Origin of the sequence: Pseudescherichia sp., from assembly GCF_031979925.1 — a bacterium.
Classification (GTDB): Bacteria; Pseudomonadota; Gammaproteobacteria; order Enterobacterales; family Enterobacteriaceae; genus Pseudescherichia.
This window is the reverse complement of sequence record NZ_DALZFB010000005.1, coordinates 315,677-342,582: the sequence shown is the minus strand read 5'-3', so window position 1 is coordinate 342,582 and position 26,906 is coordinate 315,677. Positions and strand designations below refer to the sequence as shown.

24 protein-coding genes are annotated in these 26,906 nt (G+C 61.0%); 13 read left to right on the top strand and 11 right to left on the bottom strand.

Annotation, left to right across the window (positions count from 1 at the left end; all coding sequences use genetic code 11):
* Nucleotides 1-76: 76 nt before the first annotated feature.
* From mtnN to RTM13_RS11815, 3 genes are read left to right on the top strand one after another with little or no spacing between them, the layout of a single operon-like run.
* Nucleotides 77-775 carry a 5'-methylthioadenosine/S-adenosylhomocysteine nucleosidase gene (gene mtnN, locus RTM13_RS11825; protein ID WP_312212202.1) on the top strand — a complete coding sequence of 233 codons (699 nt, stop codon included), beginning with the start codon at nt 77-79 and terminating at the stop codon, nt 773-775.
* Nucleotides 768-1,568 (top strand): vitamin B12 ABC transporter substrate-binding protein BtuF, encoded by an 801-nt coding sequence (gene btuF, locus RTM13_RS11820; RefSeq protein WP_312212201.1) that lies wholly within the window; start codon nt 768-770, stop codon nt 1,566-1,568. Before mtnN ends, btuF begins: the two co-directional genes overlap by 8 nt.
* Nucleotides 1,569-1,581: 13 nt before the next feature.
* The gene (locus RTM13_RS11815) at nt 1,582-2,205 is read left to right on the top strand and encodes a TRIC cation channel family protein (RefSeq protein WP_312212200.1); all 624 of its coding nucleotides are present in this window, start codon (nt 1,582-1,584) and stop codon (nt 2,203-2,205) included.
* Nucleotides 2,206-2,313: 108 nt separating this feature from the next.
* On the opposite strand, the gene erpA is transcribed toward RTM13_RS11815, so the two are convergent.
* Nucleotides 2,314-2,658, bottom strand: a complete 345-nt coding sequence (erpA, locus tag RTM13_RS11810) for an iron-sulfur cluster insertion protein ErpA (RefSeq protein ID WP_042390590.1) — start codon at nt 2,656-2,658, stop codon at nt 2,314-2,316.
* 81 nt (nt 2,659-2,739) lie between these two features.
* Nucleotides 2,740-4,146, bottom strand: a complete 1,407-nt coding sequence (clcA, locus tag RTM13_RS11805) for a H(+)/Cl(-) exchange transporter ClcA (protein ID WP_312212199.1) — start codon at nt 4,144-4,146, stop codon at nt 2,740-2,742.
* Between the two features lie 100 nt (nt 4,147-4,246).
* Between clcA and hemL the strand changes: the two genes are divergently transcribed.
* Nucleotides 4,247-5,527, top strand: a complete 1,281-nt coding sequence (gene hemL / locus RTM13_RS11800; RefSeq protein ID WP_312212198.1) for a glutamate-1-semialdehyde 2,1-aminomutase — start codon at nt 4,247-4,249, stop codon at nt 5,525-5,527.
* Nucleotides 5,528-5,614: 87 nt separating this feature from the next.
* Here the strand turns inward: hemL and fhuB are convergent, their stop codons facing one another.
* The 6 genes from fhuB to hrpB all read right to left on the bottom strand — a co-directional run bounded on the left by fhuB (nt 5,615) and on the right by hrpB (nt 16,841).
* On the bottom strand, nt 5,615-7,597 hold the full coding sequence (fhuB, locus tag RTM13_RS11795) for a Fe(3+)-hydroxamate ABC transporter permease FhuB (RefSeq protein ID WP_312212197.1): 1,983 nt from the start codon (nt 7,595-7,597) through the stop codon (nt 5,615-5,617).
* Entirely contained in the window at nt 7,594-8,484 is an 891-nt protein-coding gene (fhuD, locus tag RTM13_RS11790) for a Fe(3+)-hydroxamate ABC transporter substrate-binding protein FhuD (protein WP_312212196.1), read from the bottom strand. The genes fhuB and fhuD overlap by 4 nt, the downstream gene beginning before the upstream one ends.
* A complete protein-coding gene (gene fhuC, locus RTM13_RS11785; RefSeq protein ID WP_312212195.1) occupies nt 8,484-9,281 on the bottom strand; it encodes a Fe3+-hydroxamate ABC transporter ATP-binding protein FhuC in 798 nt (265 codons plus the stop codon). Before fhuC ends, fhuD begins: the two co-directional genes overlap by 1 nt.
* 56 nt (nt 9,282-9,337) lie before the next feature.
* A complete protein-coding gene (gene fhuA / locus RTM13_RS11780; RefSeq protein WP_312212194.1) occupies nt 9,338-11,527 on the bottom strand; it encodes a ferrichrome porin FhuA in 2,190 nt (729 codons plus the stop codon).
* Between the two features lie 235 nt (nt 11,528-11,762).
* Entirely contained in the window at nt 11,763-14,312 is a 2,550-nt protein-coding gene (gene mrcB / locus RTM13_RS11775; protein WP_312212193.1) for a bifunctional glycosyl transferase/transpeptidase, read from the bottom strand.
* 99 nt (nt 14,313-14,411) lie between these two features.
* Nucleotides 14,412-16,841, bottom strand: coding sequence for an ATP-dependent helicase HrpB (hrpB, locus tag RTM13_RS11770; RefSeq protein ID WP_312212192.1), 2,430 nt, complete (start codon nt 16,839-16,841; stop codon nt 14,412-14,414).
* A gap of 78 nt (nt 16,842-16,919) precedes the next feature.
* Here hrpB and thpR point away from each other — a divergent pair, with 78 nt between their 5' ends.
* From thpR to panD, 9 genes are all read left to right on the top strand, one after another.
* The gene (thpR, locus tag RTM13_RS11765; RefSeq protein ID WP_312212191.1) at nt 16,920-17,450 is read left to right on the top strand and encodes an RNA 2',3'-cyclic phosphodiesterase; all 531 of its coding nucleotides are present in this window, start codon (nt 16,920-16,922) and stop codon (nt 17,448-17,450) included.
* Nucleotides 17,451-17,459: 9 nt separating this feature from the next.
* On the top strand, nt 17,460-18,164 hold the full coding sequence (gene sfsA / locus RTM13_RS11760) for a DNA/RNA nuclease SfsA (RefSeq protein WP_312212190.1): 705 nt from the start codon (nt 17,460-17,462) through the stop codon (nt 18,162-18,164).
* A gap of 176 nt (nt 18,165-18,340) precedes the next feature.
* Entirely contained in the window at nt 18,341-18,796 is a 456-nt protein-coding gene (gene dksA, locus RTM13_RS11755) for an RNA polymerase-binding protein DksA (protein WP_007373199.1), read from the top strand.
* A gap of 68 nt (nt 18,797-18,864) precedes the next feature.
* Nucleotides 18,865-19,761, top strand: a complete 897-nt coding sequence (gluQRS, locus tag RTM13_RS11750) for a tRNA glutamyl-Q(34) synthetase GluQRS (RefSeq protein WP_312212189.1) — start codon at nt 18,865-18,867, stop codon at nt 19,759-19,761.
* A gap of 55 nt (nt 19,762-19,816) precedes the next feature.
* Nucleotides 19,817-21,214 carry a polynucleotide adenylyltransferase PcnB gene (gene pcnB / locus RTM13_RS11745; RefSeq protein WP_312212223.1) on the top strand — a complete coding sequence of 466 codons (1,398 nt, stop codon included), beginning with the start codon at nt 19,817-19,819 and terminating at the stop codon, nt 21,212-21,214.
* The gene (gene folK / locus RTM13_RS11740; protein ID WP_312212188.1) at nt 21,211-21,690 is read left to right on the top strand and encodes a 2-amino-4-hydroxy-6-hydroxymethyldihydropteridine diphosphokinase; all 480 of its coding nucleotides are present in this window, start codon (nt 21,211-21,213) and stop codon (nt 21,688-21,690) included. Before pcnB ends, folK begins: the two co-directional genes overlap by 4 nt.
* Before the next feature lie 94 nt (nt 21,691-21,784).
* Nucleotides 21,785-22,576, top strand: coding sequence for a 3-methyl-2-oxobutanoate hydroxymethyltransferase (panB, locus tag RTM13_RS11735; protein WP_312212187.1), 792 nt, complete (start codon nt 21,785-21,787; stop codon nt 22,574-22,576).
* Between the two features lie 11 nt (nt 22,577-22,587).
* A complete protein-coding gene (panC, locus tag RTM13_RS11730) occupies nt 22,588-23,454 on the top strand; it encodes a pantoate--beta-alanine ligase (RefSeq protein WP_312212186.1) in 867 nt (288 codons plus the stop codon).
* Between the two features lie 64 nt (nt 23,455-23,518).
* A complete protein-coding gene (gene panD, locus RTM13_RS11725; RefSeq protein ID WP_042390564.1) occupies nt 23,519-23,899 on the top strand; it encodes an aspartate 1-decarboxylase in 381 nt (126 codons plus the stop codon).
* Nucleotides 23,900-23,915: 16 nt separating this feature from the next.
* Here the strand turns inward: panD and RTM13_RS11720 are convergent, their stop codons facing one another.
* From RTM13_RS11720 to RTM13_RS11710, 3 genes are read right to left on the bottom strand one after another with little or no spacing between them, the layout of a single operon-like run.
* Complete coding sequence (locus tag RTM13_RS11720) at nt 23,916-25,154, bottom strand: polysaccharide deacetylase family protein (protein WP_312212185.1); 1,239 nt, start codon at nt 25,152-25,154, stop codon at nt 23,916-23,918.
* A 5-nt stretch (nt 25,155-25,159) separates the two neighbouring features.
* Nucleotides 25,160-25,930 carry an ABC transporter permease gene (locus RTM13_RS11715; protein ID WP_312212184.1) on the bottom strand — a complete coding sequence of 257 codons (771 nt, stop codon included), beginning with the start codon at nt 25,928-25,930 and terminating at the stop codon, nt 25,160-25,162.
* The gene (locus tag RTM13_RS11710) at nt 25,927-26,853 is read right to left on the bottom strand and encodes an ABC transporter ATP-binding protein (RefSeq protein WP_312212183.1); all 927 of its coding nucleotides are present in this window, start codon (nt 26,851-26,853) and stop codon (nt 25,927-25,929) included. The genes RTM13_RS11715 and RTM13_RS11710 overlap by 4 nt, the downstream gene beginning before the upstream one ends.
* Between the last annotated feature and the right edge of the window lie 53 nt (nt 26,854-26,906).

Genomic DNA, 26,906 nt, shown 5'->3' with positions numbered 1-26,906 from the left:
CTCCCCTGAGCAATGCGCTTCCCCTTAAGCGCATGATAGACTATGCCCTCAAATCGGGCTTATCGCGAGTAAATCTATGAAAATCGGCATCATTGGTGCAATGGAAGAAGAAGTTGCGCTCCTGCGTGACAAAATCGAAAACCGTCAGACCCACAGCGTGGGCGGCAGCGAAATTTACACCGGCCAACTGCACGGCGTTGAGGTTGCGCTGCTGAAGTCAGGCATTGGTAAAGTGGCGGCGGCGATGGGCGCGGCCCTGCTGCTGGAGCGCTGCCAGCCGGATGCCATCATCAATACCGGTTCTGCTGGCGGCCTGGCCCCGACCCTGAACGTCGGCGACATCGTGGTCTCCGACGAAGCGCGCTACCACGACGCCGACATCACCGCGTTTGGCTACGAGTACGGCCAGCTGCCAGGCTGCCCGGCGGGCTTCAAGGCCGACGAGAAGCTGATTGCCGTCGCCAAAGCCTGCATCGCAGAGCATAACCTCAACGCCGCCAGCGGGCTGATCGTCAGCGGCGATGCCTTTATCAACGGCGCAGCCGGTCTGGAGAAGATCCGCAGCCACTTCCCGCAGGCCGTGGCCGTGGAGATGGAAGCCACCGCTATTGCTCACGTCTGCCACAGCTTCGGGGTGCCCTTCGTGGTGGTTCGCGCCATCTCCGACGTGGCAGACCGCGAATCCCACCTCAGCTTCGACGAGTTCCTGGCGGTGGCCGCGAAGCAGTCCAGCCTGATGGTCGAAACCCTGGTGCAGAAGCTGGCGCGTGGCTAAGGTCCGCTTAAGGGCGCTGGCCGCCCTCCTGCTGCTGGCGGCGGGATCGGCGCTTGCCGCTCCCCGCGTGGTCACCCTCTCCCCTGCCAACACCGAGCTTGCCTTCGCGGCAGGGATCGAGCCGGTCGGGGTGAGCAGCTTCTCTAACTATCCGCCTGCTGCGGAGAAGATCGAGCAGGTCGCCAGCTTTCAGGGGATCAACCTTGAGCGCATTGTCGCGCTTAAGCCGGATCTGGTGCTGGCCTGGCGCGGCGGCAACGCTGAGCGGCAGGTCAATCAGCTGACAGGCCTCGGCATCAAGGTGCTGTGGATCGACGCCCAGACCGTAGAGCAGATCGCGGCGGCGCTGCGCCAGCTGGCATCGTACAGCCCGGCCCCTGAGCAGGCTAATCACGCCGCCGACGCGCTGCTGGCCGACTACGCCGAGCTAAAGGCCCGCTACACCAGCACCACGCCAAAGCGGGTGTTTCTGCAGTTTGGCGGCACCCCGCTCTTCACCAGTGCCAAAGGTTCGATTCAAAACGAGGTGCTGGAGCTGTGCGGAGGCGAGAATATCTTCGCCGCCAGCCGCGTGCCCTGGCCGCAGGTGAGCCGTGAGCAGGTGCTGTCCCGCCATCCCGAGGCGATCGTTTTTGCAGGAAATGCTGCTCAGGCCGCAGAGGTTGCGCAATTCTGGGATAAACAGCTCAAAATTCCGCTTATCCCCCTCAACAGCGACTGGTTTGAACGCGCAAGCCCGCGTATTATCCTCGCCGCAAAACAACTCTGTACCGCGCTGGCAGCGGTAAAATAATCGAGGATAAGCGATGCTCGTCTACTGGCTGGATATCATCGGCACGGCCGTTTTCGCCATCTCCGGCGTTCTGCTGGCTGGCAAGCTGCGGATGGATCCCTTTGGCGTGCTGGTGTTAGGGGTGGTAACCGCCATCGGCGGCGGCACGATCCGCGACATGGCGCTTGCCCACGGGCCGGTGTTCTGGGTTAAAGATCCCACCGACCTGGTGGTGGCAATGGTCACCTGTTTGCTCACCATCGTGCTGGTGCGTCAGCCCCGCAGGCTGCCGAAGTGGGTTCTGCCGGTGCTGGATGCCGTCGGGCTGGCGGTGTTTGTCGGTATCGGCGTTAACAAGGCCTTTCTGGCGGAGACCGGGCCGATGGTAGCTATCTGCATGGGCGTGCTGACCGGCGTCGGCGGGGGAATTATTCGCGACGTGCTGGCGCGGGAGATACCGATGATCCTGCGCACCGAAATCTACGCCACCGCCTGTATTATCGGCGGCATCGTCCACGCTACGGCGTTCTATACCTTTGGCGTACCGCTGGAGAGCGCCAGTATGTTGGGAATGGTGGTCACGCTGGTTATTCGCCTGGCGGCGATCCGCTGGCACCTGAAGCTGCCCACCTTTGCGCTGGATGAGAACCGAGGTTAAAACCAGTTTGTAGGCCCGGTAAGCGTAGCGCCACCGGGCGTTACCATGCCAACGCTGTAATGTCGGGCGGCACGGCGTTTGCCCGCCCTACGGCGAGCATGGTGCGATTTAGATGCTGAACGAGGAACCACACCCGCAGGTGCTTTTGGCGTTCGGGTTGGTGACCACAAAGCGGGAACCTTCCAGCCCTTCGGTGTAGTCTACCGCGCCGCCAACGAGGTATTGCAGGCTCATTGGATCCACCACCAGTCCTACGCCCTGCTTCTCAATGGTCATGTCACCATCGTTGATCTGATCGTCAAAGGTAAAACCGTACTGGAAGCCGCTGCAGCCGCCGCCGGTAATGTAGACGCGCAGTTTCAGGTTCGGATTCTCTTCATCCGCAATCAGGCTTTTTACTTTAATTGCTGCTGCTTCAGTAAATTGCAGAGGCAGCGCTACGTCATCACTCATTTTAAACTCCCATTGATACGGCGATCCGGACGTTAAACCGCCCGATCTTTATGAATATTATCCATTACCCTGGTAAATCGTTCAAGTATTCTCCTGCTGAGGCTTGCCGTCGGGATCGCCCCCCTGCCTCGCCAGCGTGCGGGCAAGGATCGTGGAGTAGAGCGGCTTACCGCCTAAGAACTGTGCCAGTAGCGTGGCACCCAGGCAGGTAATAATCATTGGCAAAATGAGCTGATAATTGTCAGTCATTTCCAAAACCAGCACGATCCCGGTCAGCGGCGCGCGTACCGAGGCGGCCAGCAGCGCCCCCATCCCGGCGATGGCAAAGGTGCCTGCCTCAAGGTGGTAGAGCGGAAATACCTCCGCGCAGGCCATGCCGAACGCCGTGCCCAGCAGCGTGCCCAGCGCCAGCATCGGGGCAAAGATGCCTCCCGGCGCGCCGGACGAGAAGCAGAGCAGCGTGGTAATCACCCGCGCAACGAAGATAAAAAGCAGCATCCCGGCGGTGTAGTTTCCCGCCGCCGCAATGGGGATCAGCGTAAAGCCGCCGCCGGAGATCTCCGGCACGATCAGCCCCAGCACCCCGCACAGGCCGCCGATAGCTCCGCCAATCAGCACCCACTTGCCAATCTGCCCCCCGTGTAGACGACCAAAGAGATCCTGGGTACGCAGGATTAACGCGTTAAACAGCGGGCCGACGCAGCCAAAGATCATCCCCAGCACCAGGTAGAGCCAGAGGGTGTTGATCGGCGCATTGGTCAGTTTACCCACGTCGATTACCGCCGCCTCGCCGTTAAAGTAGCGAAACACGATACTCGACATGATCACCCCGGTAAAGACTGCCTTAATCGAGATGAGGTTGTAGCGAAACTGCGGCCGCATCTCCTCAATGATAAACAGGATCCCGGCCAGCGGAGCGTTAAAGGCCGCCGACAGCCCTGCCGCCGCGCCGGTGGCCAGCAACGTATGTCGCGCTTCGGTGCCGCGCATGCGGAAGATATCCAGCACCATGCGGCCCACGTTGCCGCCGAGCTGCACAGTCGGCCCTTCGCGCCCGAGCACCATGCCCGCCCCCAGCGTGCCCATCCCGCCGATGAACTTGACCGGCAGAACGCGCCACCAGCGTACCGGACGTAGCTCCTCCAGCGCGCCCTCGATCTCGGGAATGCCCGAGCCGCCCGCCTCCGGAGCAAAACGGCGCACCAGGAAGTAGCCCACCATCGCCAACAGCGCCGAGAGCACAAAGACCAGGGGCCACATCAGCCACGCGGCATCATCAGCGAACTGCGCCACCGTGCCGAGTCGCCAAAGGCTGACCGCGTTAACCGCCTTTTCAAAAGCGACGCCGACCGCGCCCGCCAGGGTTCCCACCAGCGCAGCCATCAGTAAAATCGCCAGCGGCGTTTTATCTCGCTGCAGCAAACGGAGGATCCGCCGCGTTCGCATTGCATTAGTTTTTATTTTCATAGCCGAAAATGAATTAGTCATACAATTAGAGGCGACAGTTTACCTGGGGGATCCTTTTATAACAAACGCGGAATACCTTAGAATAGTCCCCTTACCTTCTTTACCAACCAGGAACGAATCCATGAGTAAGTCAGAAAACCTCTACAGCGCGGCACGCAAGCTTATCCCCGGCGGCGTCAACTCGCCGGTTCGCGCCTTCAGCGGCGTCGGCGGCACGCCGCTGTTTATCGAGCGCGCTGACGGAGCTTACCTCTACGATGCGGACGGTAAGGCCTATGTCGACTACGTCGGCTCCTGGGGTCCGATGGTGCTGGGCCACAACCACCCGGCGATCCGCAACGCGGTGATCGAAGCGGCGGAGCGCGGCCTGAGCTTTGGTGCGCCCACCGAGATGGAAGTGAAGATGGCGGCGCTGGTGACCGAGCTGGTCCCGACGATGGATATGGTGCGGATGGTGAACTCCGGTACCGAGGCGACCATGAGCGCCATTCGCCTGGCGCGTGGCTTTACCGGCCGCGACAAGATTATTAAGTTCGAGGGCTGCTACCACGGCCACGCCGACTGCCTGCTGGTAAAAGCGGGTTCCGGCGCGCTCACCCTCGGCCAGCCTAACTCGCCGGGCGTCCCGGCAGATTTCGCTAAGCACACCCTGACCTGCACCTATAACGATCTCGCCTCCGTGCGCGAAGCCTTTGAGCAGTATCCGGAAGAGATCGCCTGCATCATCGTCGAACCAGTAGCGGGCAACATGAACTGCGTTCCGCCTCAGCCGGAGTTCCTGCCGGGCCTGCGTGCACTGTGCGATGAGTTTGGCGCACTGCTGATTATCGACGAGGTGATGACCGGCTTCCGCGTCGCGCTGGCGGGTGCCCAGGCGCACTATAACGTGGTTCCGGACCTGACCTGCCTCGGCAAAATCATCGGCGGCGGGATGCCGGTCGGCGCGTTCGGTGGCCGTCGCGAGGTGATGGACGCCCTGGCCCCGACCGGGCCGGTCTATCAGGCGGGGACCCTCTCCGGTAACCCGATTGCGATGGCGGCGGGCTACGCCTGCTTAACCGAGGTGTCCCAGCCGGGCGTGCATGAAACCCTGACGGATCTGACCACTCGCCTGGCTAACGGCCTGCTGGACGCGGCGCAGGAAGCCGGGATCCCGCTGGTGGTGAACCATGTCGGCGGCATGTTTGGTATTTTCTTTACCGATGCCGAGAGCGTAACCTGCTACCAGGACGTGGTGAAGTGCGACGTGGAACGCTTCAAGCGCTTCTTCCACCTGATGCTGGACGAGGGCGTCTATCTGGCACCGTCGGCGTTCGAAGCGGGCTTCATGTCCATTGCCCACAGCGACGAGGATATCAACAAGACCCTCGACGCCGCACGCAAGGCGTTTGCTCAGCTGTAACTCTGCCGTTAATTGCCGGGTGGCGGCTTCGCCTGACCCGGCCTACGGACTCTGTAGCCCCGGTAAGCGCAGCGCCACCGGGGAAAACTATCGGCTCTGCTTACGCAGCAGATAGATAAAGTACGGCGCACCGATAAAGGTCGACAGCAGCCCGGCTGGGATCTGATACGGGAACATCACCATCCGTCCGCACCAGTCGGCAAATACCAGCATCACCCCACCGATCAACCCCGAGATCACCATGTGCGGCACCGTCCGCCGGAAGCCCATCATCCGCGCAATGTGCGGAGCCATCAGGCCGATAAAGCTCAGCGGGCCAATGGTCATGGTGGCGGTAGCGGTCAGGCAGGCGGCCAGCAGCAGCAGCCCAATGCGCGACGGCGTCAGCGCCATCCCTACCGAACGGGCGGTATCGCCTCCCAGCGGCAGAATGGTCAGCCAGCGGCGGCAGAGCGGCACGAGCGCCAGCAGTATCACCATCACGATGGCCGAGCGAACCACCTGCTCGCCGGTGGCGCTATAGGTCGAGCCGGAGATCCAGGTGAGGATCTGCGCCATGCGCGGATCGCCGCTTGCCTGGAGCATCATCAGCAGCATGGTAAATGCGGTGCTAAGCGCCATCCCGGCCAGCAGCATCCGGTGCGGAGAGAAACCGCCCCGCCCTGCCGCGATCAGGATAATCAGCAGGGTCACCGCCGCCCCGAGGCTCCCGGCAGGCAGCAGCCAGCCAAAGGCGTTCCCCGGCACAAAGAAGAGCATCAGCACGATACCAAAGGCTGCACCGGAGCTAATGCCCAGCACTTCCGGGCTGGCCATCGGATTGCCGGTCAGGCGCTGAATAATGCACCCCGCCACCGCCAGCATCACGCCCGCCACTAGCGCCGCAGTAATGCGCGGCCAGCGCCACTGCGCCAGCGCGTCCAGCATCTCGCCGCTGGCCCAGTGCCAGCCCTGAGCATCGCGGCCCAGCGCCAGGGCAGCCATCACTGCCAGCAGCAGAACCACGATACCGCCCAGCGCCCAGCGCGGCAGATGCTGGCGTTCAGTGGGAACATTGTCCCCGGCGTTCATCTCCGGGGCGCTCATGCTCTTCAGGCGCGGCAGCAGCCACAGCAGCAGCGGCGCGCCAATCAGGGCCGTCACCGAGCCGGTAGAGACCTCCATCCAGACGCGGGTCAGCCAGAGGATCACCTGGTCCGAAAGCCAGAGGATCAGCGCCCCGATCAGCGGAGCCAGCAGCAGGCGGGAGAGCAGCCGACGCGCCCCCAGCATCTTCGCCAGCAGGGGCGCGAACAGGCCGATAAAGCCGATGATCCCCACCGCGTTGACCAGCAGCGCGCTGAGGACAATCGCCAGCAGCAGCGCCCCCAGGCGGGCCAGCGACAGCGCCAGGCCCAGGTTACGCGCTACGCCGTCGTCCAACCCCATCAGGGTCAGCGGGCGCAGCAGCAAGAGAGTCAGCATCGCCCCGCCCAGCAGCTGGGGCCAGAGACGCTCTACCCCGCTCCAGTCGGTCTGAGTCAGGGTACCGGTGCTCCACATAAACATGCTTTGCAGCTGCTCGTGATGGAACAGCACCAGCAGCTGGTTCACCGCCCCGCAGTAGAGGCTCACCACCAGTCCAGCGAGGATCAGCGTCACCGGCGAAAGACGTTTACCCCAGGCGACGCCAAAGACCAGCGCACCTACGGCGCAGGCACCAATCAGGGCGGCAAACTGTGAGGCCGCCACGCCAGGGATCGCCCACAGGGTGGTGACGGTAATCCCCAGCTGCGCGCCGGTTGAGACGCCCAGAGTGGTCGGCTCCGCCAGCGGGTTACGCAGCACCTGCTGGAACAGGACGCCCACCAGTCCCAGCCCGGCTCCCACCAGCAGGGAGATTGCCAGCCGGGGAAGCAGGCTGTAGTGGAAAATCATCTGGCTGATAGCATCCACGTCCGGGTGCCAGATTGCCTGCGACCACTGATCACGCGGCAGCGCCTGAGAGAGGTTTCCCCAGGTCAGCCAGGCGGCGGCGATAAACAGGATCAGCAGCAACAGGGCGGGAAGCGGCGCGATACGCTTGCTCATGCTCTACCTCCCAGCGCGTTATCCAGAACGCGGACAAAGTGCATCACTGAGAGGGTTGCCCCGTAGAACCAGACCGCCGGTACGCGCTGGAAGCGGCCAGCCCGGACAAAGGGCATCGCCTGCCACAGCGGGGTTGCCATCAGCCGCTGCATATCCTGCTCGTTGCCGTGATCGAAGCAGATCACATCCGCGTCCTTATAGGCCGCCAGCCGGTCAATGCTCACCGTGGTGCTGCCCCAGAAGGTCGTCTCCCCCTGCCAGGCATTGCGAATGCCAAACTCATCCAGCGTCTCCTGGAACAGGCAGTTCGAGGCAAAGACCAGCATATGCTGCGCGTCAAGCAGGGTGACCATCAGCAGCGGCCTGTCGCCGCGCCGGGCAAAGCGCGGCTTCATCGCAGCGATAAAGGCATCAAAATGGTCGAGATGCTTGCGGGCGGCGGACTCGAGGTTGAGCAGCTGGGCCATCTCATTCATCGAGTTGCGCGCCATGGTCAGCGGCTTCTTGCCGTCGCTAAAATTAAAGCCACGGCCAGGGGCAATTCGCGCCAGCACTTCCGCCGAGGGGCCGTAGCCTGCCGACCAGACCAGATACGAAGGCTGCATCTGGGTGAGCAGCTCAAGATTAGGTTCGGTCCGCAGCCCGACGTCGATTGTCGAGGCTGGCAGCTTAGGTTCGTTGACCCAAGTGTTGTAACTATTCACGTCGGCAACGCCGTAAGGGGCCACGCCCATCGCCAGCAGCAGCTCCACCGGCAGCCACTCCAGCGCCACGATGCGGTTAATATCGAGGGCCGCTGCCCGCGCGGTTCCCGCCTGCCACAGCAGCGGCGAGAGAGCCATCGCGGTCAGCAGACGGCGGCGGCTAATCATAGGTAACCCCGCCATCAGTAGACAAAGCTCACCGGTGCCGCCCCTGCCGGGTGGGGCAGAATGCCCATCGGGATACCGTAGATCTGCTCCAGGGTCTGGGCCTGCATCAGCGATTCCGGCGTTCCTTCTGCAATTTTCTCGCCGCCGCGCAGCGCCACCAGGTAGTCGCAGTAGCGCGCCGCCATATTGATATCGTGCAGGACGGCGATCACCGTCAGCCCGCGCTGCTGGCTCAGGCGATGGATCAGCGCCAGGACGTCGACCTGATGGGCGATATCCAGCGCCGAGGTCGGCTCATCCAGCAGCAGGCAGCGGCTGTCCTGCGCCACCAGCATGGCGATCCATGCTCGCTGCCGCTCGCCGCCGGAGAGGCTATCCACCAGCCGGTGCGCCAGCGGTTTCAGTCCCACGAGGCCAATCGCCTCCTCCACTTTCTCCCGGTCAGCCACGCCAAAACGCCCCAGCGCCCCGTGCCACGGGTAGCGCCCAATCGCTACCAGCTCGCGCACCGTCATCCCCTCCGCCTGCGGCAGCTGCTGCGGCAGATAGGCGACCCGGCGGGCAAAAGCCTTGCTGTTCCAGCTCGCCAGCGGCTGGCCATCCAGCAGGATATCGCCCTCGGACGGCGGCTGATGACGACCCAGCATCTTTAACAGGGTGGATTTACCCGAGCCGTTATGGCCGATAAGACCGGTAACCTTGCCTGCTGGAAAGGTGAGCGACAGCGGATGCAGCAGCGTGCGTCCGGGCACATGAAAGGAGACGTCAGAGAGCTGAAAGGTGGTATCGGGAAGCGTATTGTTTTCCTGCATGGGACCAACTTATCAATAAAAAGGGCACGGTAAGCCGTGCCCTGAAAAGGAGGAGATTAGAAGCTGAAGTTCGCGGTGGCAACCACCTGGCGATCCGCGCCCCAGTAGCACGCATAGTCGCGGTAGCAGCTGGAGACGTACTCGCGATTGAACAGGTTATTGACCTTCACGCCCACGGAGGAGCCGGCCATGCCGACGCGCGCCAGATCGTATTTCACCGTGGCATCCACCAGCGTGTAGCTGCCGACGTTGAAGGTGCCGTTGACGTTATCCCCGGAGGTATAGAAGCTGGAGGTATCGCCCACGTAGCGTGCGCCCGCGCCCAGCGTCAGGCCGCTCAGCGCCGTCTCGTGGAAGGTGTAGTCCGCCCACAGGGAGGCCATGTTACGCGGCACCTCAACCGGACGTTTGCCCTTGTAGAGCGTATCGTCGGTGTACTCGGCGTCGGTGTAGCTGTAGGCCGCGGTCAGGTTGATATTGCTGGTCAGGGCCGCTTTCGCTTCCAGCTCAAGGCCGCGGGAGCGGATCTCCCCGCCCTGCACGCTGAAGGCGCTATCAGACGGATCCGCCGTCAGGTTTTTGTCTTTGGTCAGCTGGAATACCGCCGCCGTGACGGTGACCGGCAGATCCTTCGGCACATACTTCACGCCCGCTTCGTACTGCTTACCGCGTGACGGATCGAACGGTTTGCCCTGCTTGGTTGAACCGGAGACCGGCTCGAAGGATTCGCTATAGCTGAAGTACGGGGCAACGCCGTTATCAAACACATAGTTCAACCCGCCGCGCCAGGTGAACTGCTGGTCGTTGATCTCGCTCAGTGAACTGGTAGAGCGGGTGTAGGTTGAGGTCTTCGCAAAGTCGTAGCGACCGCCAAGGGTCAGCACCCAGTGGTTCCACTCGGCCTGATCCTGCGCGTACAGCCCGGTCTGCTCCTGACGGTTGATCACTGCATACGGGAAGTTAACGTTGACGTTGGCGTTGCCGTACTGCGGATCCACCATGTCTATCGGATTAGCCGTGCCGTAATCCGCGTTGATGTCATTGCGCATACGCAGGTAGTCAACGCCGGTCAGCAGGGTGTGATCCACCGCGCCGGTCGCAAAGGCAGACTGCAGCTGGGTGTCCACGGTGAAGGAGTTCAGATCTTCATCGGAGCGGACATAGGCGCGGTTAATCTGCGTCGGGGCAGTGAAGCCGTTGCCGTAGACCGAGGTGTAGAGCGTGTGCAGACGGGTATAGCGCAGGTTCTGGCGCACCGTGAAGGTGTCATCGAAGGCGTGTGCGAAGCTGTAGCCAATCTGCTGCTGGCGGCGGGACATGCGGTTGTCCTGCTCGCCTTCATTGAAGTCGGTATCCAGCTTGTGAGAGTTACCGTTGGCGTCGGTGTACGGCACCACGGTGCCCACGCGCGGCAGCCAGCCGTAGTAACCTGCATCCGGATCGCTCTGGAAATTGCTCAGGAAGGTGAAATCGGTTTTATCATCCGGACGCCAGCTAAAAGCGGGCGCGATGGCGTAGCGGGTCGATTTAACCATGGTCTGCTGAGCATCTTCGCTGCGGCCCAGGCCGGTGAGGCGGTAGGAGAACACGCCGTCATCGTCGATGGCATCGCTGAAGTCAAAGCCGGTCTGGTAGAGGTTGTCGGTCCCCATCTGGAACTGGACCTCTTTCAGCGGCTCGGTGGTCGGACGCTTGCTGACCATCGAGACGATGCCGCCGGGGTTGCTCTTACCGTAGAGCACCGAGGTCGGGCCGCGCATCAGCTCGATGCGCTCAAGGAAATAGGGATCCATAGAGGATTCAGAGTAGTTATCACCCTGAAGTTTTAAACCGTCGAGATACTGGTTAGTGTTCGCGCCGGTCGAGGCGGTAAAGCCACGGATAGAGATCACATCGAGGGTTTCAGAGCTGCCGCGGGTAGCGAATACGCCTGGCGTATAGTTCAGGGCCTCTTTCACCGTGGAGGGATCTTTCATATCCATCTCTTCGCGGGTGACCACGGAGATAGACTGCGGCGTTTTCTCGATTGGGGTATCGGTTTTGGTCGCCGTCGCCGTGCGTTTGGCGGCGATGGTCGGTGCCGGGCCCCAGGCACTCTCCTGCTCAGCGGCAGCGGTGGTAACGGTGATGGTATCTTCAGGGGCTGCATGTGCGGCAAAGGAGATGCTGCCTACCGCAGTGGCAACCACTACGGCAATTTTACGCAGCGAAAGGTTGACCGGCTGAGCAGTTTCAGAACGCGCCATGGTGCTTCTCTCTGGATAATGGAATGATAACGTAAACGATAATTATTATTATGACCGCAGCATAATATGCCAGGGCTCGCGGAGATAGCAAGGATTATGCGCCCCTATAAGGATTGAGGGCTTACGGAATAACCAGACGGATAACAGGGTGTTACAAGAAGGTTAAAACTGTAGGAGTGTAGGCCGGGCAAGCGGAGCGCCGCCCGGCGTTTTACTACTTATTTTTAACTACAGCTTAATTGCCGAACATGTCTTTGATCCAGCCCGCCACGCCGTCGCTCTTCTCCTGCTGCTGCGGCTGTTGTTGCTGCTGCTGAGGCTGCTGTTGCGGCTGCGGTGACGACTGTTCAAACGGGTTACCGCTCTGCTGCTGCTGTTGCTGCTGGAGCAGCATCTCGCTCTGCTGGCACAGGGCATCCGGATTAGATGTCCAGACCGGCAGCGAGCGCACACCGCCGCCGCAGAGGAAGTTACCGCCTTCGTCCACGCCCATGTTGACGATATCCTCCGGCGGGGTCAGATCCAGCGGGATCGGTGACTGGTTCGCCAGATAGCGCTGGTAGATTGCCATCGCCCCGCTGGCCCCGTAGAGCTTGGTCGGCTGGTTGTTATCGCGTCCTACCCAGGTAATGGTCACCTCACGACCATCGATCCCGGCGAACCAGGTATCGACGTTGTTGTTGGTGGTCCCGGTTTTACCCGCCAGATGCAGGCCCGGATACTTCGCCCCCAGCTGACGGCCGGTGCCGCGCTGGATAACCTGCTGCATGGTCCACAGGGTCATGTACGCCGCCTGAGCAGGCACCGCACGCTCCGCCTGCGGGAAGCTCTGGTAGAGCACCGTCCCGTCTTCGGCAATCACCGAACGCAGGGCGGAAAGCGTTGCACGGTTACCGCCGCTGGCGATGGTCTGGAACGCCTGCGCTACCTCAACCGGAGTCAGGTTCAGCGCCCCCAGCAGCATCGCCGGAACCGGGTGCAGCTGATCCTTCGGCACCCCCAGCTTGGTCCAGGTATCGGTTACCGCCGGCAGGCCCAGCGCCATCCCGAGGTTCACGGTCGGCACGTTCATTGAGCGGGTCAGCGCATCCGCCAGCATCACCTGGCCGCTAAAGCGGTGGTCATCGTTCTGCGGAGACCATACCTTGCCGTTAGGCTGAGGCAGAGATATCGGCGCATCGGCAATCCACGTGTTCAGACGATACTGGTTCGGCTGGCTCAGTGCGGTCAGGTAGGTGGCCGGTTTTGCCAGCGAGCCGATAGAGCGTCGCGCCTGCATGGCACGGTTGTAGCCCGCAAACTGCGGCGTCGCCCCGCCCACCATCGCGCGAACTTCGCCGCTGAAGCGGTCAACGACCACCATCGCCGTCTCCAGATCGCTCAGCTTACGCTGCTTGATCAGGGCCGGAATACCTTCCACGGCGGCTTTCTCCGCCGCATCCTGCGCGACCGAGTCAAAGGTGGTAAAGATCTTCACGCCGGAGAGATCTTTGACCTTATCCCCCAGCTTCGCCTGCAGCTCCTGACGTACCATCTGCATAAACGCCGGCTGCGGTGAGATCACCCCGCCGCGCTTCTGCACCCCGAGCGGCCGGGCGCTGAGCATATCGTACAGCTCCTGGTCGATAACCTTCTGCTCCTGCAGCAGGCGCAGCACCAGGTTACGTCGCTCCAGCGCCAGCTTCGGATTACGCCACGGGTTGTAGATGGAAGCGCCTTTCACCATGCCCACCAGCAGCGCCTGCTGGTCGAGGCTCAGCTCCTCGACCGGACGGCCAAAGTAGTAGAGGCTCGCCAGCGGGAAGCCGCGGATTTCGTTATCGCCGCTCTGACCGAGGTAGACCTCGTTCATATACAGCTCAAGAATACGATCCTTGCTGTAGCGCGCATCGACGATCAGCGCCATATAGGCTTCGTTCGCTTTACGCCAGTAGGAGCGCTCGCTGGAGAGGAACAGGTTCTTCACCAGCTGCTGGGTCAGGGTACTCGCCCCCTGCACCGTGCGTCCCGCCGTCAGGTTCGCCAGTACGGCACGCCCGATGGAGAAGAAGCTGATCCCGTCATGCTCATAGAAGTGACGGTCCTCGGTCGCCAGCAGGGTATCCACCAGCAGATCCGGGAAGCCGTTGCGCGCGACGAACAGGCGCTGCTCGCCGTTCGGCGAGGAGAGCATGGTGATCAGGCGCGGATCGAGACGAAAGAAACCGAACTGGCGGTTGTTCTCCATGTTCTCGATGGTATCCAGGTGGTTGTCACTGAACGTCAGCCGGGCGCGGACCTGCCCCTCTTTACTGTCGGGGAAGTCAAACGGACGACGGATCATCTCGATGCTGTTGGCCTGCACGGTAAACTCGCCGGGACGGGTCATCGCCGTCACCTTACGGTACTGGGTAGCCTCCAGCAGCTTCACCATCTCGTTCTTGCTGATCGGCATCTCCGGCTCAAGGTTAACCATCCGGCCATAGACCGCCGCTGGCAGTTGCCAGACTTTGCCGTCGATGCGGCTGCGGATCTTCTGATCGAGATAGAGACCGTAAATGGCAAACAGCACCACCAGAACGATAAAGATCTTCAGCAGCAGCCAGAACCAGCCGCGCTTGCGCTTGCCGCCTTTTCCTTTGCCACTGCCGCCGCCGTTGCCTTTACTGCGGCGCGGTGCGGGTGCATCGTCTTCATACTCATCGTCGATCTCTTCATCTCTGAGACGACGACGGCTTACCTTCTCTTTTACCGGACGCGCAGGTCTGCCTTTACGTCCAATAGGTTCGCGGTCATTCCCCGCCATGCTTACTCTCCGCTACATTATTCAGGCGCAAGGGCCCGATTCTCTGTTCTTCTACCAGGGGGCAGAAGAAGAAATCTCTCAATTTCGCTTTCGCTAATCTTACGAATATTTTTTAACCCGCCTTGTTGGCGCGGTATTAGCCGGATCGTCCGGCCAGACATGCTTCGGATAGCGTCCCTTCATCTCTTTTTGCACCTCGCGGTAGGCACCTGCCCAGAACGCGCTCAGGTCGCGCGTGATCTGTAGCGGGCGCTGCGCGGGCGAGAGCAGCTCCAGCACCAGCGGCACACGCCCCTCGGCGATGACCGGCGTAGCGGCCTCGCCAAACATCTCCTGCATCCGCACCGCCAGCACCGGCGGATTCTCCGTATGATAGCGGATCGCGATCTGGCTTCCCGTCGGCACAGTGTAATGCCCAGGCAGCGCACTATCCAGCCGTTGACGCAGCGGCCAGGGCAGTAAATGGTTGAGCGCGTGGATCAAATCCAGCGCTTTCAGCGCCCGCAGAGAGTGTACTCCCTGCATGTCGGGAAGTAACCATAGCTCAAGCGAGGCTAAAAGCGAGGCGTCATCCACCGCAGGCCAATCATATTCTGGTAGCCACTTCGCCGCACAGTGCAGGCGCAGGCGCAGCTGCTCCGCCGCCGGGGTCCAGTTCAGCACCTGTAGCCCCTTATCGCGGATGCCGTTCAGCATCGCCCGGTGCAGCTCCGTCTCCGACGGCTTCGCCAGCGGCCTGACGCTCACCGTCAGCTGGCCGATCTGGCTGCGGCGCAGCGCTTTCAGCGTGCCCTGGGCGTCGTCCCACTCTACGGTGTCGGCGTTATGCAGCAGCCACGGTGCGGCGGTAATAAGTGCCTCAATATTGACCGGCATCGCCTGTAAAATGCGCGCGTCCGGCTGCTGGCTGCCCTGTAACAGCAGGGGCGCAATCAGCCACTCGTGGCGGCCCATGGCGTCGTCTACGTCGAGCATCGCCCCCATGCCGTTCGCCAGCTGGTAGCGCCCCTCCTGACCGCGCCGACGGGCAATGCGATCGGCAAAGCCACGCGCCAGCAGAACGGGGATAAGATCGCTATCTTCCCTGCCCTCCCCGCTGTTTAACCGCTTAAGCAGCTGGCGGCTACGCCGCTGCCAGTGCGGCTGGCTACGGGAGAAGGCCACTCCGAGATCGGTACTGCCGCCACGCGGAGGCTCTTCCAGGATAGCGGCAAGCTTCGCCGCGGTTGCCGCCTCGTCACCGTTCTGCGCACTGACTAGCATAGCTGAGAGGCGCGGCGTCACGCCCAGCCTCGCCATCTTCTGTCCGCGCGCCGTCAGCTGCCGGTTTTCCAGTGCCCCCAGCTGTACCAGCAGCGTCTCAGCCGCCGCCAGGTTTGCCGCCGGGGGCATGTCCAGCCAGCAGAGCTGGGCCGGATCGCGACAGCCCCACTGGACCAGATCCAGCAGCATGGCGCTGAGATCGCTTTGCAGGATCTCCGGCTCGCTCTGGGCTGCTGCCCGCTCCGCCTGCTCCTTTGCCAGCAGATGCAGGCAGATGCCTGGCTCCAGCCGTCCGGCGCGTCCGGCACGCTGGGTCATTGATGCCTGGCTCACCCGCTGGGTCACCAGCCGCGTTAGCCCGGTGCGGGCGTCGAAGCGGGCTACCCGCTCCTGGGCGCTGTCGACCACCAGCCGGATCCCCTCGATAGTTAAGCTGGTTTCGGCGATGTTGGTCGCCAGCACCACTTTGCGCAGCCCCTCCGGCGCGGGCAGGATGGCCTTGCGCTGCTCGCTCAGAGGTAGCGCACCATAGAGCGGGCAGAGCAGCACGTCGCTGCCAACGCGCTGGGCCAGCTGCTCCTGCACGCGCTGGATCTCGCCGACGCCGGGCAGAAACAGCAGCAGCGAGCCGCGCTCGGCCCGCAGCAGCTCGGCGGTTACCGCGGCCACGGCCTCGTCAAAGCGGACGTGGCTGGTCAGCGGCTGGTAGCGGCGATCCACCGGATAAGCACGCCCCTCAGAGGCGATAACCGGCGCGTCCGGCAGCAGACGCTGAAGACGGTCGTTATCGAGCGTCGCCGACATAATAAGGAGCTTGAGATCGTCGCGCAGCCCCTGCTGCACGTCCAGCAGCAGGGCCAGGGCCAGATCGGCCTCCAGGCTACGCTCGTGGAACTCATCGAGGATCACCAGCCCAACGCCAGCCAGCTCGGGATCGCGCTGGATCATGCGGGTCAGGATCCCCTCGGTGACGACCTCCAGACGCGTCGCTGCGCCAACGCAGGTTTCACCGCGCATCCGGTAGCCCACCGTCTCGCCGGGCTTCTCTCCCAGCAATTCTGCCAGCCGCTGGGCAACGTTGCGCGCCGCCAGACGGCGCGGCTCAAGCAGCAGAATGCGACCGGCAATATCACCTTCAGCGAGAATTTGCAGCGGCAGCCAGGTCGACTTACCCGCGCCGGTAGGGGCGTTAAGCAGGACCTGTGGCGCGTGGGCGAGCGCAGAGAGCAGTTCGGGCAGTACGGCAGCGACGGGCAGAGAGGACACGCATGGCTCCAGGGGGTTAACTTTCATTTCAACGACGAGCATTGTAGCATCGCCGTAAATCATTACCGAGTATCGCTTATGTCTGAGCCAAAAAGGCTGTTTTTTGCCGTTGCGCTGCCCGATGAGATCCAGCGGCAGATTATCCACTGGCGGGCGGCCCACTTTGCCCCGGAGGCCGGACGCCCTATCGAGGCGGCGAATCTCCACGTGACGCTGGCGTTTCTCGGCGAGGTGAGTGAAGAGAAGCAGCGTGCCCTGAGCCAGCTTGCCGGACGCATTCGCCAGCCTGGCTTTACCCTGACCCTGGACGATGCCGGGCAGTGGCTGCGCTCGCGGGTCGTCTGGCTCGGCACGCGCCAGCCACCGCGCGGCCTGTTGCAGCTGGCCAACCTGCTGCGCGCCCAGGCTGCGCGCAGCGGCTGCTACCAGAGTCCGCAGCCGTTTCATCCCCACGTTACCCTGCTGCGCAACGCCAGCCATGCGGTGGCCATTCCGCCGCCGGGCTTTAGCTGGTCCTTCCCCGTTAACGAATTTGTGCTGTATGAGTCGCAGTTTTCCCGAGGGCGTACCCGTTACACGCCGCTGGAGAGCTGGCGGCTCGCTGAATAAGAGGTTCTGATGCAGTTCTCCCCCCCGTTACAGCCCGCCACCCTGGTGCAGCGCTATAAGCGCTTCCTGGCGGATGTGATTACGCCGGACGGCACGGCCATGACGCTGCACTGCCCCAATACCGGGGCGATGACCGGCTGCGCTACCCCCGGCGACACCGTCTGGTACTCCACCTCGGATAGCGCGAAGCGTAAGTATCCGCATACCTGGGAGATCACCCAGACGCAAAATGGCACGTTTATTTGCGTAAATACATTGCGGGCCAACACGCTGGCTAAAGAGGCGATTCTCTCCGGCGTCATCCCTGAGTTACGCGACTATAGCGTGCTGAAAAGTGAAGTAAAATACGGCGCTGAAAATAGCAGAATAGACCTTATGTTGCAGGCGGAGGGACGCCGCAACTGCTATATTGAAGTGAAATCGGTCACGCTTGCCGACAAGGGATACGGCTTTTTTCCCGATGCAGTGACTCTTCGCGGGCAGAAACATCTGCGAGAGTTAATGAGCGTGGCAGCCAGTGGGGATCGCGCGGTGATGCTGTTTACCGTGCTGCACTCAGCCATTGAACGTTTTTCACCGGCGCGCCATATAGATGCAAAATACGCACAGCTTTTAGAAGAAGCGCAGCGGCAGGGGGTAGAAATTCTGGTTTACAAAGCGGAACTTTCTGCCGAAGAGATGAGTCTTAGATCGCCCTTACCTTATGAAAGCTAAGGATCGGCGACCAGCCAGATAGCATTCTGGTCTACGTGCGCAAATACGCTTTTCCTCACAGGGTTGTCAAGTGTTACGTTTAGATAATTGCTATCCGGAAAAGCATCTGCTATTTATAGCGGCCTGATTTTTCCCCCGAACACGGGGATCGATAGTGCGTGTTAAGGAGAAGCAACATGCAAGAAGGGCAAAACCGTAAAACATCGTCCCTGAGTATTCTCGCCATTGCTGGCGTGGAGCCTTATCAGGAGAAGCCGGGCGAAGAGTATATGAACGAAGCCCAGCTGGCGCACTTCAAGCGTATTCTTGAAGCGTGGCGTAATCAACTCAGGGATGAAGTCGATCGCACCGTCACACATATGCAGGATGAAGCTGCTAACTTCCCGGATCCGGTTGACAGAGCCGCCCAGGAAGAGGAGTTCAGCCTCGAACTGCGTAACCGTGACCGCGAGCGTAAACTGATTAAAAAGATCGAGAAGACACTGAAGAAAGTAGAAGACGAAGATTTTGGCTTCTGCGAATCCTGCGGTGTTGAAATTGGCATTCGTCGTCTGGAAGCACGTCCGACAGCCGACCTGTGCATTGACTGCAAAACACTGGCTGAAATCCGCGAAAAACAGATGGCGGGCTAAGCCCGGCGTTTTCGCACCGTTCCCTGTGGCGGGAGTCTCTCCCGCCCTGTTATCTCTCGCCTGTCGACATGCCAGAATCACACTATATTGGGCGCTTTGCGCCATCGCCTTCCGGTGAACTCCATTTTGGTTCGCTGATAGCCGCCCTTGGCAGCTATCTCCAGGCCCGTGCCCAGCAGGGAACGTGGCGGGTACGCATTGAAGATATCGATCCGCCCCGGGAAGTCCCCGGCGCGGCCGATACCATCCTGCGCCAGCTCGACCACTACGGCCTGCACTGGGACGGCGAGGTGCTCTGGCAGTCCCAGCGGCATGAGGCCTACCGCGAGGCGCTGGACGATTTACGCCAGCGCGGGCTGAGCTACTACTGCACCTGCACGCGGGCGCGTATTCAGAGCATCGGCGGGGTGTATGACGGCCACTGCCGCCAGCGCAATAACGGCCCGGAGAACGCCGCGCTGCGTCTGTGGCAGCACCAGCCGGTGCTGCACTTTCACGACAGGCTGCGGGGCGACCTCTACGCCGATGAGGCGCTGGCGCGGGAGGACTTTATTATCCACCGCCGCGATGGCCTGTTTGCCTATAACCTGGCGGTGGTGGTGGACGACCATTTTCAGGGCATCACCGAGATCGTGCGTGGCGCGGATCTTATCGCCCCTACGGTGCGGCAGATTTCGCTCTATCAGCAGCTTGGCTGGCAGCCGCCTGGCTATGTTCATCTGCCGCTGGCCCTGAACAGCGACGGTAACAAGCTCTCCAAGCAGAACCACGCCCCGCCGCTGCCGGAGGGCGATCCGCGGCCGGTACTGATCCGTGCTTTACAATTTTTAAATCAGGATGTAACAAGTAACTGGCAGGATTTGCCCACCGCGGCCCTGCTACAGCATGCGGTAGAGAGCTGGGATCTGTCCCGGGTCCCTGAGACAGCGCAGATCAATCCGGCATTCCTAAATGCCCCACTCTGAGCTATGATTAGCCGCAATTTTTTTGTCGTAAAGACTGACACAACCGAGGTGCACTATTTTTACCCGAGTCGCTAATTTTTGCCGCAAGGTGTTAAGCCGCGAGGAAAGCATGGCCGAGGAGGTCATCGCCGAGCCGCGTATGACGGTTATTCCGCGCGAGCAGCACACAATTTCCCGCAAAGATATCAGTGAAAATGCCCTCAAGGTGCTGTACCGTCTGAACAAAGCGGGCTACGAAGCCTACCTTGTAGGCGGCGGCGTCCGCGATCTGCTGTTAGGCAAAAAACCGAAAGATTTCGACGTGACGACCAACGCCACGCCTGATCAGGTGCGCAAGCTGTTCCGCAACTGCCGTCTGGTGGGCCGCCGTTTCCGTCTCGCTCACGTGATGTTTGGTCCGGAGATCATCGAGGTTGCCACCTTCCGTGGTCATCACGAAGATCAGCCCGCCGACCGCACCACCTCCCAGCGCGGCCAGAACGGCATGCTGCTGCGTGATAACATCTTCGGTTCGATTGAAGACGACGCCCAGCGCCGCGACTTCACCATCAACAGCCTCTACTACAGCGTCGCCGACTTTTCGGTACGCGACTACGTTGGTGGGATGCAGGATCTTGAAGAGGGTGTTATCCGCCTGATCGGTAACCCGGAGACCCGCTATCGGGAAGATCCGGTGCGGATGCTGCGCGCGGTACGCTTTGCCGCCAAGCTGCATATGCGTATTAGCCCGGAGACCGCCGAGCCGATCGCTCGTCTCGCGACGCTGATCAACGACGTGCCGCCGGCACGCCTGTTTGAGGAGTCGCTGAAGCTGCTGCAGGCCGGTAACGGTCTGGACACCTATCAGCTGCTGCGCGAGTACAGCCTGTTCCAGCCGCTGTTCCCAACCATCACGCGCTACTTCACCGAAAAGGGTGATTCGTCGATGGAGCGGATCATCAACCTGGTGCTGAAGAACACGGACACCCGCATTCAGAACGATATGCGCGTCAACCCGGCGTTCCTGTTTGCCGCCATGCTCTGGTATCCACAGCTGGAGACCGCGCAGAAGATCGCCCAGGAGAGCGGCCTGACCTATCACGACGCCTTCGCGCTGGCGATGAACGACGTGCTGGACGAAGCCTGCCGCACGCTGGCGATCCCGAAACGGATCACCACCCTCGTGCGCGATATCTGGCAGCTGCAGCTGCGCATGTCTCGCCGCCAGGGTAAACGCGCCTGGAAGCTGATGGAGCATCCGAAGTTCCGCGCCGCCTACGATCTGCTCGCCCTGCGGGCTGAGGTAGAGGGCAACCACGAGCTGCAAAAACTGGTGCAGTGGTGGGGCGAGTTCCAGGTGGCCGCGCCGCCCGCGCAGAAGGGCATGCTTGACGTGCTGGATGATGAGCCGGATACCCGCCGTCGCCATCGCCGCCCGCGTAAGCGTACCCCGCGCCGCGAAGGCAGTGCATGACGCTGGTCTATATCGCTCTTGGCAGCAACCTGGCGTCGCCCCTGACTCAGGTTAATGCGGCAATCGCGGCGCTGGGTACGATCCCGGACAGCCGGATTGTCGCTGTCTCCAGCTTCTACCGCACGCCGCCGCTGGGCCCGCAGGATCAGCCTGACTATCTCAACGCCGCCGTGGCGCTGGAGACGACGCTGGCGCCTGAAGCCCTGCTGAATCACACCCAGCGTATCGAGCTGGATCGGGGCCGGGTGCGTAAAGCAGAGCGCTGGGGGCCGCGCACGCTGGATCTCGACATCATGCTGTTTGGCGATGAGACTATCGCCACGCCGCGCCTGAACGTGCCCCACTACGATATGAAAAACCGCGGCTTTATGCTCTGGCCGCTGTTTGAGATCGCGCCCGCGCTGCGCTTCCCTGACGGCGAAACGCTTGCCAGCGTGCTTGAGCACCTTGGCGCAGCGAAACCGGCGGGCTGGTAATACCACTCCGCCCCTTAAACCTGCCAAAAATCATTGTCCCCCCTGACGTTACTGATAGAATGCCGGAAAGTTGAAGGCTCCATCAGGAAACGCTATGAAACCAACCACCCTCTCCTGGCTGCAAAAGTGCAAACAGGAACAGAAACGCTTCGCCACCATCACCGCCTATGACTACAGCTTTGCCAAGCTGTTTGCCGAAGAGGGCATTAACGTCATGCTGGTCGGCGACTCGTTAGGGATGACGGTCCAGGGCCATGACTCCACCCTACCGGTGACGGTCGCAGATATCGCCTACCACACCCAGAGCGTACGCCGCGGCGCGCCGAACTGTCTGCTGCTCGCCGACCTGCCGTTTATGGCCTACGCCACCCCTGACCAGGCATTTACCCACGCCGCCACGGTGATGCGTGCCGGGGCTAATATGGTCAAAATCGAGGGTGGCCGCTGGCTGGCCGAGACGGTTAAAATGCTGACCGAGCGCGCCGTGCCGGTGTGCGGCCACCTGGGGCTAACCCCGCAGTCGGTAAACGTCTTTGGCGGCTACAAGGTGCAGGGGCGCGGCGACGCGGCCCAGACGCTGTTTGATGACGCCCTGGCATTAGAGGCAGCTGGTGCACAGCTGCTGGTGCTGGAGTGCGTGCCGGTTGCGCTGGCGCAGCGTATTACCGAGGCGCTGACCATCCCGGTGATCGGCATCGGCGCGGGCAACGTCACCGACGGCCAGATCCTGGTGATGCATGATGCGTTCGGCATTACCGGCGGCCATATTCCTAAATTTGCCAAAAATTTTCTGGCCGGTACGGGCGACATGCGTGCCGCCGTGCGCCAGTACGTGAGTGAAGTCGAAGCGGGGACCTACCCCGGCGAAGAGCACAGTTTTCACTAAGGAGCCTACGCGTGTTGATTATCGAAACCCTGCCGCTGCTGCGCCAGCATATCCGTCGGTTGCGCCGTGAGGGCCAGCGCATTGCACTGGTACCGACCATGGGCAACCTCCACGATGGCCATATGCAGCTGGTTGACGAAGCAAAAACCCATGCCGATGTGGTGGTAGTAAGCATTTTTGTTAATCCAATGCAGTTTGACCGCCCTGACGATCTGCAGCGCTACCCGCGCACCCTGCAGGAAGATTGCGAGAAGCTGAACAAGCGCAAGGTGGATTTTGTCTTTGCCCCTGCCGCCGACCAGGTTTACCCCCAGGGCACCGGCGAACAGACCTTTGTTGACGTCCCAGGCCTCTCCAGCATGCTCGAGGGTGCCAGCCGTCCGGGTCATTTCCGTGGTGTCGCCACCATCGTCAGCAAGCTGTTTAACCTGGTCCAGCCGGACGTCGCCTGCTTTGGTGAGAAAGACTTTCAGCAGCTGGCGGTGATCCGCAAGATGGTGGCCGACATGGGTTACGACATCGATATCGTTGGTGTGCCAACTGTGCGCGCCAAAGACGGTCTGGCCCTCAGCTCGCGCAACGGCTACCTCACGGCAGAACAGCGTAAAATCGCCCCGGCCCTGAGCAGAGAGATGAACGCCCTCGCCGCGAAGCTGCGGGCGGGCAATCGCCAGCTGGAAGAGATGATTGCCGCCGCCGGGCAGGCGCTGGATGAAGCCAGTTTTCGCACCGATGAGATCCAGATCCGCGATGCCGACACGCTGCAAGAGCTTACCGATGCCAGCCAACGGGCAGTGATCCTGATGGCGGCATGGCTTGGCCAGGCGCGCCTCATCGACAACGTAACGGTAGAGCTGACGCCGCCGCCAGCGGGCTGATACGACGACATTTACTCCCGGCGGCGCAGGCGGCCGGGCCAACACAAGCACAAAGGTAGACGTTATGATCCGCACTATGCTGCAAGGCAAGCTCCACCGCGTCAAAGTCACGCAGGCAGACCTGCACTATGAAGGCTCCTGCGCTATTGACCAGGATTTCCTTGAGGCCGCTGGTATTCTGGAATACGAAGCCATCGATATTTACAACGTGACCAACGGCAAGCGCTTCTCCACCTATGCGATTGCCGGCGAGCGCGGTTCGAAAATTATCTCAGTCAACGGCGCGGCGGCCCACTGTGCCGACGTAGGTGACATCCTGATCATCGCCACCTACGTGACGATGCCGGATGAGCAGGCCCGCAGCTGGCAGCCGAAGGTGGCCTACTTTGACGGTGACAACGAGATGACCCGCAAAGCGAAAGCGGTGCCGGTGCAGGTTGCCTGATAACTATGCCTGATAATTACGGCTGGTTGCCGACCAGCCGTGCCATCTCCTCTAGCGAATCCGTTCTTAAGATATAGAGTCGTTTCAGTAAGAACGGATTATCCCCTGGCTTCACCTTCCCCTTCACCGTCGTCACCGCCATATGAAAACCGGCATCCCTCGCGGCCTCAATCGCTTTTTCGTTATAGCCGCCAAACGGATAGGAGAGATAGTCCACGTGCCGGTTAAACTGCGACAGCGCCCGACGCGAGTGGGCAAAATCGAACTCAATAATGTGGTAGCTGCGGCTGAGCAGAATGGGATGATGGGTGGCATCCACCCGATGCAGAAAATGGGTGTGCGACTGGATATCAAATACGTCCTGGATGCCGCGCAGTTCAGAGATGCTCATAAACTGTAGTGATGTCGGATCCCACCGCTGCGGATAAGCCTTAATGCGCGACGAGATGGTGAACGACGTCGCCTTGAAGCCGTACTGCTTGAGGATCGGGTAAGCGTAGCGGCTGATCGACTTCAGTCCATCGTCAAAGGTGATCGCCACCGCCCGGGCCGGAAGATTGAGCCGGTTCTTCAGGTAGCCCTCCAGCTGATACATCGTCAGGGTGGTATAGCCCCTGTCCCGCAGCCAGGTCATCTGGTTGCTGAAGGCCCGCACCGAGGTGGTGGTTGAGGTATGACGAAAGCGGGTATTCTCCTCATCACGCAGGATGTGGTGATAGGTCAGCACCGGAATGCCGTGATCCTCCTGGGCATCCAGGCTGCTGATGTAGGCCAGCCGGTCGCCGATGCGGATCTGAAACCAGGTCTGGTTCAGCCCATCCCGCAGCTTGCCGACGATGGGATAGCGCAGGTTCTCCGCCAGCATGCCGAAGGGGGCGCTGCGAACGTTAGGCCCGCTGTAGAGCGGCGTCGCTTTCCGGGTTATCAGGTTCTGGTTGCTCAGCGGCTTGTTGAGATCCCCCAGCCGATCCTGCACCCGTTTTTTCCCGCGCACCGGCCCCAGATGGCCCTTGTCGATAAAGGCCCGGCCAAAGCCGAAGCGGAAGGCGCTGTAGTCCCCCTCCCCATTCATCACTGCAATAATCTGCCCCGCCTGCAAATAGCCGACGTTGATGACCCGGTCGCCAATCTGCGCCCAGACGGCGGCAGGCTCGGTGGTCTGCATATAGCGCGCCGGAGAGTCCTGATCCAGCAGGCGGGCGGAGGCGGCGCAGCTCCATACCAGGAGCAGCGCCAACAGGAGACGCATGAGCATTTAAATTAGCTACGCAGGCCACGTCCACGCTGGATCAGATACCAGCAGAGCAGATAGAACGCGACGATAAACACCGCCAGCACGCCAATGGTCATCACCAGCGGCACGTCGATAATGCCGAGGAAGCCGAAGCGGAAGCCGCTGATCATGTAGACGATCGGGTTGAGGTGCGACAGCCCCTGCCAGAACGGCGGCAGCAGGGTCAGAGAGTAGAACACCCCGCCGAGGTAGGTCAGCGGCGTCAGCACGAAGGTCGGGATCAGGCTGATATCGTCAAAGGTTTTAGCGAATACCGCATTCAGCAGGCCTGCCAGCGAAAAGAGGATCGCCGTCAGCAGCAGCGTCAGGCCGACAAACAGCCATGAATGTACCTGGAACGGCACAAAGAAGAGCGACACCGCCGTAACCAGCACGCCGACGCACAGCCCGCGCGCGACGCCGCCGCCAACGTAGCCCGCGATGATGACATGGGTAGGCACCGGAGCCACCAGCAACTCCTCAATGTTACGCTGGAACTTGGCGCTGAAGAACGATGAGGCCACGTTGGCATAGGCGTTGGTGATCACCGCCATCATGATCAGGCCGGGAACGATAAACTGCATGTAGGTGAAGCCGTGCATCTCACCAATTCGCGACCCGATCAGATTGCCGAAGATGATGAAGTAGAGGGTCATGGTGATCACTGGCGGAACCAGGGTCTGGATCCAGATGCGCATAAAGCGCTGGATCTCTTTGTGCCAGATACTTTTTAGTGCGACCCAATAGAGCTGCATCATGCGTGGTCTCCTTTTTTATTATGTACCAGCGTGACAAACAGCTCTTCTAAACGGTTGGCTTTGTTACGCATGCTTAATACCTGAATGCCCTGGGCGCTCAGCTGGCTGAAGACGCTGTTGACCCCCTGCTCGCGCAGCACCTCAACCTCCAGAGTTGAGGTATCCACCAGCCGGTACTGGTAACCTTCCAGCTTCGGCAGCGGGCTTTTCGGTGCCAGGTCGAGAATAAAGGTCTCTGATTTGAGCTTGGCCAGCAGCGACTTCATGGAGGTATTCTCCACCAGCTCGCCGTGCTGGATGATGCCGATGTTGCGGCAGAGCATCTCCGCCTCTTCCAGATAGTGGGTAGTGAGGATAATGGTCGTCCCCTGGGCGTTCAAATCTTTTAAGAAGCCCCACATGGAGCGGCGCAGTTCGATATCCACCCCGGCGGTTGGCTCATCAAGGATCAGCAGCTTGGGCTCATGCATTAGCGCCCGGGCAATCATCAGACGGCGTTTCATACCGCCGGAGAGCATCCGTGCCTTTTCGTTGCGTTTTTCCCACAGATCGAGCTGCTTAAGATACTTTTCACTGCGGATCAGCGCATCGGCGCGCTCAACGCCGTAGTAGCCCGCCTGGTTGACGACAATCTGCTGTACCGTCTCAAAGGGGTTGAAGTTGAACTCCTGCGGCACCAGACCAAGCTGGCGTTTGGCGTTTACCACGTCCTTTTGCAGGTCATAGCCAAAGACGCTCACCCGCCCCGAGGTTTTATTTACCAGCGAGCTGACAATACCGATGGTGGTCGATTTACCTGCACCGTTGGGTCCCAGAAGCGCGTAGAAGTCACCCGCTTCTACTTTTAAATCAATGCCGCGCAGCGCCTGCACGCCGCCCGGATAGGTTTTTTTAAGCTGCTCAAGCTCCAGTGCAATGGTCATGTCGTTTCGCTTACCTTTTTTCTGACACTCTATGTGTGGTTTAAAATTAAATG